Raw genomic sequence first — 12,509 nt, 5'->3', positions numbered from 1 at the left:
GCGCGGCCAGGTAGCCCTGCAGACGAACCGACGCCGTTCCGTCCTTGGCCTCATGGCCGATGACCGCGATCCGCCGACGACCCAGTGACAGCAGGTGTTCCACCATCGCGCGCGATGCGGACACCGAATCGACGGCGACGTGGTCGTAGCCGTCGGGGACGGCCCGTTCGCCCAGCAGCACCATGGGCGTCTGGGCATCGCGTCCGTCGAAGTCTGCTGCCCGAAGGGAGAGAGGCGAGAAGATCACTCCGTCGACCGCGTGCCCCTTCATGCCGTCCAGCACGACCTGCTCCTCGGCCCGGGAACCGTTCGTGACGTCCATCAAGGCGATCCACCCGAGGTCACGGGCGATCTCGGTGAACCGCTGCGCCAGCTCGGCGAAATAGGGAGAGTCGATCTGCGGGATTGCGAGGGCGATGAAGCCACTGCGCCCGTACTTGAGTTGGCGAGCGGCGATGTTGGGTCGGTAGCCAAGATCATTGATGGCTGCCTGCACCTTGGCGCGGGTACTCGCCTTCACGTGCGGGTAGTCGTTGACGACATTGGACGCGGTGCGCACAGAGACTCCCGCCCGCTCTGCCACGTCGATCAGTCGAATCGCCATGGTGGGAGCCTAGCCACGTGCCGACCTGTTGCGTCACAAAATTGCAACGGAGGAAAATTGTTTCCGAAAAGTCTGGACACACCAGTTGCAGCGTTGCAAAGCTTGATCAAAGCACTGGCCGGGCACCGGAGCCCGACCCATGGACGTCCTTGACGTAGAGGGCGTCACGACCCAGCGGAGGCTTCCATGAACCATCCCTCGACCACCTCGCTCACCCGCCGCGGCATCATTGGCGGCGGGCTCGGCCTTTCGGCGGCCGGCCTGCTGAGCGCCTGCGGTGGCGGCAAGAGCGCGACCGGTGATTCCGTCGCGACCGGCGCCGCCGCGAGTGCGGCCGCCACGGCCTACGACGGCCCTGAGGTCACCCTGTCCTTCTGGAACGGGTTCACGGGCGGTGATGGCGCCTACATGAAGAAGTTGGTCGACAAGTTCACGGCCGAGCACCCGAACGTGAAGATCACCACCCAGACGATGCAGTGGGCCGACTACTACGCCAAGCTGCCGACGGCCGTCCAGGCCGGCAAGGGCCCCGATGTCGCGATCATGCACGTCGACTCGGTGGCCACCAACGCCGCCCGCAAGATCATCCAACCCCTCGACGACGTCGCCAAGGCACTCAGCCTGACCGAGAGCGACTTCGCGCCCGTCCCGTGGCAGGCCGGCATCTACAACGACGTGCGCTACTCCATCCCGCTGGACGTGCACCCGATGGGCTTCTTCTACAACAAGGACGTCATGGACAAGGCGGGTCTGGACGCAGACAAGCCGCCAACCAACAATGACGAGTACATGGACGCGCTGGACAAGCTGAAGGCCAAGGGCATCCAGGGCCACTGGGCCAGCCCCTTCCAGTTCACGGGCGGCATGTCGCTGTACGCGCTGGTGCACCAGTTCGGCGGCTCCCTCTTCTCCGACGACGCAGCCACCGCCACCTGGGACTCCGAGCAGGCGGTCAAGGCCTTCACCTGGTGGACCGACCTGATCAAGAATGGCCACTCGCCCGCCAAGGTCGCCCAGGACGCCGACATCATCGCCCTGCAGAACGGCAAGACGGCCTTCAACTGGAACGGCATCTGGTCCATCAACAGCCTCAACGAGAAGACGGGGCTCAAGTGGGGCGTCGCCGCTCTCCCGACGATCGGTGAGAAGGCGGCTGACTGGGCCGGTTCGCACCAGTTCGTCCTGCCCACCCAGAAGACGGCCGACCAGAACAAGTCCACCGCCAGCCGCGTCTTCCTCAACTGGATCTCGCAGCAGTCGCTCGAATGGGCCAAGGGCGGCCAGGTTCCGGCCCGCAACTCGGTGCGCGACTCGGCTGAGTTCAAGGCGCTCACCGAGCAGGCCACCATCGGCGCCCAGATCAACGACCTGGTCTTCCCGCCCGCCGTGCCCGGCATCGCGGACGTCATCGGTGAGTTCTACAAGTCCTGCAATGAGGTCACCCTCGGCTCGAAGGACGCTGCCACCAGCCTCAAGGAGTCGGCGGCTCGCGCCACCAAGATGCTTGAGGCCAACAAGAAGAAGTACCAAGGATGAGTTCCCCCGCGCTCGGTCCCGCCCTCGGCCAGCCGGCCGGGGGCGGGACCCCCGCGTCGGTGGCCAGGGGCAAGCGGGTGCATGGAAACCCCTTCATCCCATGGCTGTTCCTGGCGCCCTACCTGCTGCTGTTCATGCTGTTCGTGCTGGTGCCCGCCGGTTACGGCCTGTGGATCAGCCTCCATGACTGGGACTTCACGCTGCCGGGGCGCCCGTGGGTCGGCGCGGAGAACTACACGAACCTTTTCGACCCCGAGTCGGTTGCCTACGACGACTTCTGGAATGGCATGAAGAACACCGGCCTGTTCACGCTGATGTCCGTGCCCCTCCTGATCACCGTCCCGCTGCTGCTGGCCCTGCTGCTCAATCGCCAGTTCCCGGGACGTACCTTCTTCCGCGCCATGTTCTTCGCCCCCTATGTGCTTGGCGTGGCGGTCATCGGCCTGATGTGGCGCTACTTGCTGGACGGCAACTTCGGCATCGTCAATCGGCTGCTGCACACCAACATCCAGTGGACCACCGACCAGCCCTGGGCGTGGATTGCCCTGGTCGGCGTCACGGTGTGGTGGACGATGGGCTTCAACGCCATCATCTACCTGGCCGGTCTGGGCGACATTCCACCGGAACAGTACGAAGCAGCCTCCCTCGACGGGGCGAACACATGGCAGCAGTTCCGAAACATCACCCTGCCCGGCCTGCGGCCGGTCCTGATCTTCATCATGATCACCACGATCCTGGCCAGCGCCAACATGTTCGGCCAGTCGTACATGATCACCACCGGCGGCCCGGCGCAGTCGACGCAGACCGCGATCATGGTTATGACCGACCTCGGTTTCAAGCAGAACCGAGCCGGCCAGGCCGCGGCGGAGAGCTACCTGCTGGCGTTGTGCCTCGGGCTGGTCTCACTGCTCCAGTTCTGGCTGATGCGCGACAAGGACGCTGCTGCCGCCCGCAAGGTGGCCAAGGCGGCCGATCGTCGGCGCGCCAAGGGCGTCCAGGTCGATGGGTCCGTCGAGGCCTCAAGGGAGTTCGCATGAACCGCACGCCCCGCAACCCCCTGTTCTGGCTGATGATGGTGGCGTTGACGCTCGTCTTCATCGGCCCGCTGCTGATGGTCATCCTGACCTCCTTCAAGACCCGCAGCGAGTCCCAGCAGGTGCCGCCGACCTTCATCCCCGAGACCTGGACCCTGGGTGCCTACCGCACGCTGCTGAGTGACGCGGGTTCGCCGGTGATGCAGTGGTTCGCCACCTCGTTGATCGCCGCCAGCCTGCACGCGCTGCTCGTCGTCACCGTCGCATCCATGGCTGGCTATGCATTGGCCAGGATGCACTTTCGTGGACGCACTGCGATCTTCGGCCTGATCCTGTCGACCATGTTCGTCCCGGGCTTCATCTTCCTGATGCCGAACTTCGAGATGATGAGCAAGCTCCAGTGGCTCGACACCCTCCAGGCCCTGGTGGTGCCCGGCGCGGCCGGTGCCTTCGGGGTGTTCTTCATGCGCCAGTTCTTCACCGCCCTGCCCGTGGAGCTCGAGGAGAGCGCCCGCATCGATGGTGCCGGGCCGATGACCACTTTCTTCCGCATCGTCCTGCCCAACGCCAAGGCCGCCGTCATGACGCTCGTCGTCCTGAGCTTCCTCGCGAACTGGAATGACTTCGTCTGGCCCCTGTACGTCATGTACGACAAGCTCACCCTCCCGATCGGGTTGAGCCGGCTTCAGGGTGCGTACACGATCGACTACCCGGTCGTCATGGCCGGCGCATCGATCGCCGCCGTCCCCGTCCTTGTCATCTACGTGTTCTTGCAGCGCTACATCATCCAGGGCGTCGCCAGCTCTGGCCTGAAGTGAACCCATTCCCACTCCACAAGGAGACGATGATGAGTGCTCCCACCACTCGTACCGCTCGATCGCTTGCCGCCGTCGCCATCGCTGGCTTGATGCTGACGTTCTCGGCCGCTGCCCTGACCACGGCCAGTGCGGACACGCCCGCCACCTACACCAACCCGGTCTCCCAGTCCTTCGCGGACACCTATGCCGATCCGTCGGTCATCCAGGGCAAGGACGGATGGTGGTACGCCTACGCCACCGCCGACCCGCTCCGCGCCGGTGAACCCAGCGTCGTGGGCCACATCTCGCGCACCAGGGACTGGGTGAGCTGGGACTACATCGGCCCCATCTTCACCGACGCCAACCGCCCGTCCTATGCAACCGAGTCCGCCGGGCTCTGGGCGCCGGACGTCCGGTACATCGACGGACGGTACGTCATGTACTTCAGCGTCACCGACACGACGCTGAACGACGGCGTCGACAACGCGATCGGTGTGGCCACCGCCCCCACTCCCACCGGCCCCTGGACCCCCACCGCCTCACCGATCGTGGCGCCTCGGGCCAACAACCCCGGTGACTACTTCTGGACCATTGATCCCAGCGGCTTCACGGACACGGACGGCAACCAGTACCTGTCCTGGGGCTCGTACTACGGAGGCGTGCACATAACGCGCGTCTCTGACGACGGGCTGACGCGCGTCGGTGAGCCGACCCAGATCGGCCACTGGGACCGTTACGAGGGCAGCTACATCGTCGAGCACGACGGTTGGTACTACCTGATGGCGTCCTCGGCGAACTGCTGCGCGGGGCCCACCACCGGCTACTCCGTGTTCGCGGGGCGCTCCCGATCGCCGATGGGGCCCTACCTGGACCAGGACGGGCTGGACCTCAACGCGTCCGTGACCGGTGGCACCATCGTCGTCACCCAGAACGGAAACACCTGGGTGGGGGCTGGGCACAACGCCATGTTCACCGACGCATCTGGGCGTGACTTCCTCGTCTACCACGCCATCGACCGCAATGACCCATGGCTGGCCAAACCCTTCGGCATCAACAAGCGCCCCATGCTGATCGATCGCATCGACTGGATCGATGGCTGGCCGCGGGTGAATGCCGGCTTCGGGCCTTCGGACGCCCCGATGGCCGCACCGGTGGTGAACTCCTTGGTGGGTGCAACCCCGGCGTCGCCCGCCGACGGGATGTCTCGGACCACTCCCGTGGCCGACCCCCAGGGCGGCGTCTCCGCCCTGGTCAACGGCACCTCGTCCACCTCCGCACTGCCGGCCGGTGACGTCCGCGTCCGGATGGACGTGAAGTCAGGCGCGAAGACCCAGGTCTTCCTCGGTTCGGGCCGTGACCAGGTGAAGGTGGTCATCGACCCCATCGCGCACCAACTCAGCCTTCAGGTACGTGGACGGGTCGTCACAGACGGGCTCCCGGAGCTCACGGGTTGGGCCAGCGTCGTGGTCGAGGTGGATCGTGGAAACCTGACGGCCCATGTATCGCCGGAGGACTTGTCCGACCCGGCGGCGATCGTCCGAACCACGGTGGCGGGCTTATCGCTCCCCGCCGCGCCGGTACGTGTCATCGGCAATGGTCTGGTCGACAACTTGACTGCCGCCCGACCCGCGGTCGAGGCCGTGGCCCTGAGCCCGCAACCGGCCCGCGGTGCAAGCTTCTTCACCGACGAGTTCAACGCTTCGATGGATCCCTCATGGCAGTGGGTACGCCCGCAGGCTGACGTCTCGCTCACCTCCGACTCACTGGTCTGGCCACTCAGGTCTGTCGACCTGACCGGCGCGGGGGGTTCGGGCGCGTTGTTGCTGCGCGAGGCCCCGCCGGGCGACTGGATCGCGGAGACGAAGTTCACCCTTGATCTTGGCCAAGACTCGAACGACCGCAACTACCAGCAGGCCGGACTGGTGGTGCACAACACCGATGACGACTTCGCTCGCCTCGGCTCGGTCTCCATCTGGGGCACCCGCACCGTCGAGTTCGGACGCGAGACCGCAGCCGCTCCGGATGGACGGGTCAACTACGGCGGCGCCATCGTCGGGGCGAACGCTGCGACCATGTGGATGCGGATCGCGCACCACACGGCCGCCAACGGTGAGCAGCTCTACCGGGCAGCGATCAGCCGCGATGGCACCAACTGGTCCTGGGGCGCCACGTGGACCTTCGCCGCCGGCACGAATCCCAGGATCGGTCTGTACACCGGAGGCGGTGCAACCCCTGCGGCTGCCGCCAGCTTCGACTGGTTCCGCATCGACACGGCCACCGCTGCCCCGGGTACATGGCCCAACTGATGAATCCGCGCCGCTTCCGGCGGGCAGCGGCCGTGGGTGCCTTGGTCCTGGTTTCCCAGGGTGCCCTGGTCGCGTGCTCGACCGGCTCGACCACGCCTGCGGTCAGCAGTACATCGGCCGCGACCCCATCGTCGGAGACATCCATGTCCGGTTTCACCAACCCCGTCTTCGCGGCCAACTTCCCTGACCCACAGGTCATCGACACCGGCTCGGGGTATCTCGCGATCGCCACCAACGGCAATGGGATGAACGTCCAGACGCTCACCAGCGATGACATGGCCAATTGGGAGCAGGGCGTCGACGCGCTGCCATCGGTGGCCACGTGGTCGACCTCGGGAAAGGTATGGGCGCCGGAGATCATCAGGTGGAGCGATGGGACATGGCGCCTGTACTACACGACCCGCGCGGAGGACCCACAGTGGCAATGCCTCTCGGTGGCCACGTCCGCAACGGCCGAGGGCCCGTACACCGACTCCTCCGCCAAGCCCCTGGTGTGCGAGACGGCAGAAGGAGGGTCCATCGACCAGACCCCCTTCATCGACAGCTCTGGCAAGGCCTGGCTCTACTGGAAGAACGACGGCAACGCGATCGGGGTCGACACCTGGATCAAGGCGCAGCCCCTGTCGTCGGATGGGTTGGCGGTCACCGGCAAACCCACGAAGCTTCTCCAGCAGGACCAGCCGTGGGAGGGGCACCTCGTGGAAGCCCCCGCCGTGGTCGAGGTCGACGGCGTCTTCCACATGCTCTACTCGGGCAACGACTATGGCTCCGCCGACTACGCGGTCGGGCACGCCGTCTCGACCTCGCCCACCGGCCCCTTCACGAAGGACCCAGAGCCGGTGCTGGTCACCAACGAGGTGGCGGCTGGCCCCGGCCATTGCCAGCTGCTGAAGGTGCGTGGGCAGTGGTGGATGGTCTACCACGCCTGGGTTCCCGACTCCGTGGGGGACGAAGTGACCGGGCGCCAGATGTGGTTGTCGAAGGTCACCTTCGACGGCCGCAAGGCTAACGTCGAACCGCCCACCGCCGAGCAGCCAGCCCTTCCCTGACCCCTCCGCGTACGACACTCCCGAAGACACGAAAGAGCAGCCATGAACGAAGCACTCCGCCTGGCCCAGCTGAGCCCCGCCTCGCAGCAGGACGGCACGCATCCCCGTCCCACCCTGTTGCGAGCGGGCTGGTGCAGCCTGGACCGACAGGTCGGCTTCGCCCACGACGACCAGCAGGTCGGGCTGGACGAGCACTGGGAACGTGACGCCGAGCCGTTCGGACGGACGATCCAGCTCCCCTTCGCGCCCGAGACCGAGGCGTCGGGGGTGGGGGAGAAGGGCTTTCATCCCTGCGTCTGGTACCGGATCATCCTCACCGCCGACGACCTTGCCGCGGCTGGCCAGGCGGACGGGCGTCGGCTCGTGCTGCACTTCGGCGCCGTCGACCACGAGGCGATGGTCTTCGTCGACGGGCAGCTCGTCGGCACGCATGTCGGGGGGCAATCGGCGTTCAGCTTCGACATCACGAATGCGCTGGATGATGGTGACGAGCATGTGGTCGTCGTCCGCGCCTTCGAGGACCCGTTGGACATCCGGCTGCCCCGCGGCAAGCAGGACTGGCTCGAGGATCCCCACGTCATCTGGTACCACCGCACGACGGGCATCTGGCGCAGCGTGTGGCTCGAGTCCGTGGCCCCACTGCACATCACCCGGCTGGTCTGGCGGACGTCCATCACCACCGGCACCATCACCGCCCTGGTGGAGCTGAACCGCCGTCCCGCCGAGCCGCTCGATCTGCAGCTGGCGGTGGCGCACGAAGGGCAGGCGCTGGCCGCCACCAGCACGCTTGTCAACGACCGCGTGATCAGCGTCACGATGGAGCTCGCCGGCCAGAACAATGGCGTCAACTACGAACAACTGCTCTGGCAGCCCGGGCATCCCACGCTGCTGGACTGCGCCGCCGTCATCGGGGACGACCAGATCACCGGGTACCTCGGCCTACGAGAAGTCGGAACCACCACGCACCGGATGACGATCAACAACCGTCCCGCCGTGCTGCGCTCCGTGCTGGAGCAGGGCTACTGGCCCGCATCCCACCTCACCCCGCCGTCGCTGGAGGCCATGCGTGAGGAGGTTCAGCTGATCCTCGACCTCGGCTTCAACTCGGCCCGCATCCACCAGAAGGTGGAGGATCCGCGGCTGCTCTTCTGGGCCGACAAGCTGGGTCTGACGGTCTGGGGTGAGAGCGCAGCCGCGTACACCTTCGACTCGGTGGCCGTGAAGCTGCTGACCGGCGAGTGGGTCGACATCGTGCGCCAGTACGAGGGGCACCCTTCGATCATCGCCTGGGTTCCGTTCAACGAGTCCTGGGGCGTCACGCACCTGGCCGACGACGAGCAGCAGCGGGCGTACACCCGCGGACTCTCGGATCTCACCCGAGCGCTGGATCCCACCCGTCCGGTCGTCTCGAACGATGGTTGGGAGCACACCGACTCCGACCTGCTCACCATCCACGACTACGAGTGGCGCGGTGAGGTGCTGGCCGACCGCTACACCGATGCCGGGCTGGACGAGATGCTCAACACCAGCGGTCCCGCCGGGCGAGCCATCGCCGTCGGCGTCGACCAGGGCTACGACATTCCCGTCCTGCTGACCGAGTTCGGCGGCGTGGAGTTCGTCACCCAGCCCAGTGCCGACCAGACCTGGGGATACTCATCGGCGAAGGACGCTGGCGACTTCGCAGACCGGGTGCGTGAGATCATGGACGCGGTGAAGGCGTCCCCGATCCTCGGCGGCTACTGCTGGACCCAGCTGACCGACACCCTTCAGGAAGCCAACGGACTGTGCGACGAGCACCGAGTCCCCAAGCTTCCCATCGAGACCCTCAAGGAGTTGATGGGCGAATGAGCCCCGCGACGGTTTTCGGAACCCTGCCCGACGGACGCGAGGTGCGAGCCCACGAGTTGGTGGCTGGCCGGCTCCGCGTGCAGGTCCTGGAATTGGGCGCCATCGTCAACCGGGTTGAGGTCGACGGCCAGGACGTCGCCATCGGCTTCGACACCCTCGAGCAACAGCAGATGGCCAAGGCCTACTTCGGGGCGGTGGTCGGACGCTACGCGAACCGCCTCGCCAAGGCCCGGTACGCGGTTGACGGACGCGAGTTCCGCGTCACCGCCAATGAGGGTGCCAATGCTTTGCACGGCGGTGTCGAGGGCTTCGATGCCCGGCTGTGGACGGTCGTTGCCAACGATGACGCCTCGATCACGCTGGAACTCGTCAGCCCGGACGGCGACCAGGGTTTTGGTGGCGAGCTGACCGCCCGTGCCACCTACACCGTGGCCGACGATGCACTGCGGCTGGAGCTGTCGGCGACCACCGATGCCCCCACCGTCTGCGCGCTGACGAGCCACCTGTACCTCAACCTCGCTGGTTCGGGGAGCATCGACGACAACATCCTGCAGGTGAACGCCAGTGGTTACGTCCCGATCGACGCGGAATCAATCCCCTTGGGGACCATCGCCGACGTGGCCGGGACCCCCTTCGACCTGCGCCAGCCCACCCGAGTCGGGGACGCGGTGCGGACTGACAACCCCCAAGTCAGCCTTGCCAAGGGCATCGACCACTCGTTCGACATCGACGGGGAGGGCTTCCGCCGGGCGGCTCGGGTGGAGTGCCCGACCAGCGGTCGCGTCGTCGAGGTCTGGTCGGACCAACCCGCGCTGCAGGTGTACACCGGCAACTTCCTGGACGGCCTGTGGACGGCCAGGGGCGGGCGTCGGCTCCGGCAAGGCGACGCGCTGGCCCTGGAGCCGCACGTCCACCCCGACACCCCGAACCAGCCCTGGGAAGGGGATGCCGTGTTGCGCCCGGGCGAGATCTGGAACTCGACGATCGAGTGGCGCTTTGCCGGCTGAGGGTTGGCATGTGGCTGTGCCCCGCGTGGGTTTCGGCACCTCGGGCTGAACCGAGGTATCCGAATCACGCGGCGCACGAGCCGCGCCAGTCAGTGCGCGGTGCGGGCCCGCCAGGCGCTGGTCACCATCTCGTCGATGGAGTGGCGCATCTTCCAGTCCAGGTCGCGGCCCGCGGCGGTGCCGTCGGCGACGATCCGAGCCGGGTCACCCGGGCGACGCTCCGCCAGCACCGGCTCGAAGCTGTGCCCGGTGCCGCGCTGCATGGCGTCCATGATCTGGCGCACGCTCAGCCCGTCGCCGGACCCTAGGTTGTAGACCGGCGCGAGCTCGCGCCCCTCGGCCATCGCCTTCGCGGCGGCGACGTGGCTGGTGGCCAGATCGGCGACGTGCACGTAGTCGCGCACGCAGGTGCCATCCGGGGTGGGGTAGTCGGTGCCGTTGATCCGCGGGGTCTTGCCGGCCAGCAGGGCCTCGATCACCAGCGGAAACAGGTTGTGCGGGCTGGTGTCGTAGACGTCCGTGGACCCTGACCCGACGACGTTGAAGTAGCGCAGCGAGGCGTGCTGCAGCGGGGTCGCACCCTCGGTGAGCGACAGCGCCTTGGCCTGGTCGGCGATCAGCCACTCGCCGATCAGCTTGCTCTGGCCATACGGCGACTCGGGACGGGTGGGGCAGTCCTCGGTGACGATGTCGACGTCCGGGGTGCCGTAGACGGCAGCCGAGCTGGAGAAGACGATCTTGTTGACGCCCTCGTCCTGCATCGCCTGCAGCACGCTCGCCGTGCCTTGCACGTTCTGCTCGAAGCAGTGCAGCGGACGGGTCACGGAGACGCCCGCGTACTTGTAGCCGGCGATGTGCATGACGCCCGCGACGTCGTGCTCGCGAAGGGCCTTGCGAACGGCGCCGGTGTCCTGCACCTGCGCCTGGATGAGGGTCACGCCGTCCGGGACGAACTCCGCGTGCCCGCTGGACAGGTCGTCCAGGACGACCGGAGTGATCCCCTGCTCGATGAAGGCGCGCACCACGTGTGCTCCGATGTAACCGGCTCCGCCGGTGACCAGCCAGGACATGTTTCTCGTGCTCCTCTCCGGGCTGCCGCGGGGACGGGGCACTGGGCCCAGGCGACGGCCATCGTGCTTCGATGCTATCGAGCCTGACAGTGGTCCCGCTGTGGGGATGCTGTGGTGTGGGGGTGGCCCTGCCGGGGACCTCCGCAGGATCGTGGGCATGTCGACGCCCAGCCCATGCGGAGGTCCCCTGGTCAGCTGTCCGTGGTGATGCCACCGCGGCTGAAGACAGCCGACGACCTGCTCAGAGGTTCACGATCATCTTGCCGGTGTTGGCGCCGTCCAGCAGATCGATGAAGGCCTGTGGGGCGGCGTCGAGACCGTCACGGGCGGTCTCGTCCCAGTGGATGGAGCCGTCGGCGATCCAACGGCCCATGTCCCGCTCGAAGCCCGCTCTCGCCTGCTCTGCGTACTTGGCGATCACGAACCCACGCAGCGTGAGCCGCTTGCCGATGGCCAGCGCCAGGTTGTGCGGGGCGGTGGCCGGCTCGGTGGAGTTGTACTGGCTGATGGCCCCGCACATCGCCACCCGGCCGTCGGTGCGCAGGTTCGCGATCGCGGCCTCCAGATGGTCACCGCCGACGTTGTCGAAGTACACGTCGATGCCCTCCGGGGCGGCCTTCGCGAGCTGCTCGGTCACATCGCCGTCGTGGTAGTCGAAGGCAGCGTCGAAGCCGAGCTCCTCCAGGCGGGCGATCTTCTCGGGGGTGCCAGCCGAGCCGATCACTCGGGAGGCGCCCTTGAGCCTGGCAATCTGTCCGACGATCGAGCCGACTGCTCCCGCCGCGCCGGAGACGAAGACCGCATCGCCCTCACGCATCTCGGCGGCCAGCAGCAAGCCCGCGTAGGCGGTCAGGCCGGGCATGCCCAGTACGCCCAGGTAGGCGCTGTCCGGCACGTCCCCGGCTGTCACCGGTCGCACCGCATCACCGGCCAGGATGGCGTGTTCCCGCCACCCCAGGCCGTGGGTCACCGTGGTGCCCACGGGCAGCTGTTCCACACGTGACTCGATCACCGTGGCGACGGCGCCGCCGTCCAGCGGCTGGTCGATCTGGAAGGGGGGCACGTAGGACTTGACGTCGTTCATGCGGCCGCGCATGTACGGGTCCACCGACATGATGGTGTTGCGGACGAGGACCTGGCCGTCGTCGAGGTCGGGCAGGTCGACCTCGACGGTGCGGAAGTTGTCAAGGGTGGGCTTCCCGTCGGGGCGGGAGGCGAGGTGGATCTCGCGGGTGTGTGTGGTCATCCCTGTACTCCT

10 protein-coding genes are annotated in these 12,509 nt (G+C 67.0%); 7 read left to right on the top strand and 3 right to left on the bottom strand.

Annotated features, from left to right (window positions below; translation table 11 throughout):
- The coding region (locus ABD089_RS08610) for a LacI family DNA-binding transcriptional regulator (RefSeq protein ID WP_343885920.1) at positions 1 to 604 on the bottom strand (604 nt) is incomplete at its 3' end.
- Positions 605 to 790: 186 nt separating this feature from the next.
- On the opposite strand from ABD089_RS08610, the gene ABD089_RS08605 reads away from it, so the two are divergent.
- From ABD089_RS08605 to ABD089_RS08575, 7 genes are all read left to right on the top strand, one after another.
- Positions 791 to 2,140: an ABC transporter substrate-binding protein gene (locus ABD089_RS08605; RefSeq protein ID WP_343885918.1), complete on the top strand. Its 1,350-nt coding sequence runs from the start codon at positions 791 to 793 to the stop codon at positions 2,138 to 2,140.
- Positions 2,137 to 3,177 carry a carbohydrate ABC transporter permease gene (locus ABD089_RS08600; RefSeq protein ID WP_343885917.1) on the top strand — a complete coding sequence of 347 codons (1,041 nt, stop codon included), beginning with the start codon at positions 2,137 to 2,139 and terminating at the stop codon, positions 3,175 to 3,177. The genes ABD089_RS08605 and ABD089_RS08600 overlap by 4 nt, the downstream gene beginning before the upstream one ends.
- A complete protein-coding gene (locus ABD089_RS08595) occupies positions 3,174 to 3,992 on the top strand; it encodes a carbohydrate ABC transporter permease (protein WP_343885916.1) in 819 nt (272 codons plus the stop codon). The genes ABD089_RS08600 and ABD089_RS08595 overlap by 4 nt, the downstream gene beginning before the upstream one ends.
- Before the next feature lie 29 nt (positions 3,993 to 4,021).
- Positions 4,022 to 6,277 carry a glycoside hydrolase family 43 protein gene (locus ABD089_RS08590; protein ID WP_343885915.1) on the top strand — a complete coding sequence of 752 codons (2,256 nt, stop codon included), beginning with the start codon at positions 4,022 to 4,024 and terminating at the stop codon, positions 6,275 to 6,277.
- A gap of 143 nt (positions 6,278 to 6,420) precedes the next feature.
- On the top strand, positions 6,421 to 7,326 hold the full coding sequence (locus ABD089_RS08585; protein ID WP_343885914.1) for a glycoside hydrolase family 43 protein: 906 nt from the start codon (positions 6,421 to 6,423) through the stop codon (positions 7,324 to 7,326).
- A 42-nt stretch (positions 7,327 to 7,368) separates the two neighbouring features.
- A complete protein-coding gene (locus tag ABD089_RS08580; RefSeq protein ID WP_343885913.1) occupies positions 7,369 to 9,174 on the top strand; it encodes a glycoside hydrolase family 2 protein in 1,806 nt (601 codons plus the stop codon).
- Complete coding sequence (locus tag ABD089_RS08575; protein WP_343885912.1) at positions 9,171 to 10,181, top strand: aldose epimerase family protein; 1,011 nt, start codon at positions 9,171 to 9,173, stop codon at positions 10,179 to 10,181. The genes ABD089_RS08580 and ABD089_RS08575 overlap by 4 nt, the downstream gene beginning before the upstream one ends.
- Before the next feature lie 89 nt (positions 10,182 to 10,270).
- Here ABD089_RS08575 and galE read toward each other — a convergent pair whose 3' ends face one another.
- On the bottom strand, positions 10,271 to 11,251 hold the full coding sequence (galE, locus tag ABD089_RS08570; protein WP_343885911.1) for a UDP-glucose 4-epimerase GalE: 981 nt from the start codon (positions 11,249 to 11,251) through the stop codon (positions 10,271 to 10,273).
- A 241-nt stretch (positions 11,252 to 11,492) separates the two neighbouring features.
- On the bottom strand, positions 11,493 to 12,497 hold the full coding sequence (locus ABD089_RS08565; protein ID WP_343885910.1) for an NADP-dependent oxidoreductase: 1,005 nt from the start codon (positions 12,495 to 12,497) through the stop codon (positions 11,493 to 11,495).
- Positions 12,498 to 12,509: the final 12 nt, after the last annotated feature.

The organism is Luteococcus sanguinis, assembly GCF_039527675.1.
Taxonomy (GTDB): domain Bacteria; phylum Actinomycetota; class Actinomycetes; order Propionibacteriales; family Propionibacteriaceae; genus Luteococcus; species Luteococcus sanguinis.
This window is presented reverse-complemented; position numbering and strand designations above follow the sequence as displayed.

What these genes read in the sequence shown, in the direction of transcription:
- ABD089_RS08605 (WP_343885918.1), top strand. Translation starts at nt 791, where the DNA reads ATGAACCATCCCTCGACCACCTCGCTCACCCGCCGCGGCATCATTGGC.
- ABD089_RS08590 (WP_343885915.1), top strand. Translation starts at nt 4,022, where the DNA reads ATGAGTGCTCCCACCACTCGTACCGCTCGATCGCTTGCCGCCGTCGCC.
- ABD089_RS08600 (WP_343885917.1), top strand. Translation starts at nt 2,137, where the DNA reads ATGAGTTCCCCCGCGCTCGGTCCCGCCCTCGGCCAGCCGGCCGGGGGC.
- ABD089_RS08595 (WP_343885916.1), top strand. Translation starts at nt 3,174, where the DNA reads ATGAACCGCACGCCCCGCAACCCCCTGTTCTGGCTGATGATGGTGGCG.
- ABD089_RS08565 (WP_343885910.1), bottom strand. Translation starts at nt 12,497, where the DNA reads ATGACCACACACACCCGCGAGATCCACCTCGCCTCCCGCCCCGACGGG.
- ABD089_RS08580 (WP_343885913.1), top strand. Translation starts at nt 7,369, where the DNA reads ATGAACGAAGCACTCCGCCTGGCCCAGCTGAGCCCCGCCTCGCAGCAG.
- ABD089_RS08585 (WP_343885914.1), top strand. Translation starts at nt 6,421, where the DNA reads ATGTCCGGTTTCACCAACCCCGTCTTCGCGGCCAACTTCCCTGACCCA.
- galE (WP_343885911.1), bottom strand. Translation starts at nt 11,251, where the DNA reads ATGTCCTGGCTGGTCACCGGCGGAGCCGGTTACATCGGAGCACACGTG.
- ABD089_RS08575 (WP_343885912.1), top strand. Translation starts at nt 9,171, where the DNA reads ATGAGCCCCGCGACGGTTTTCGGAACCCTGCCCGACGGACGCGAGGTG.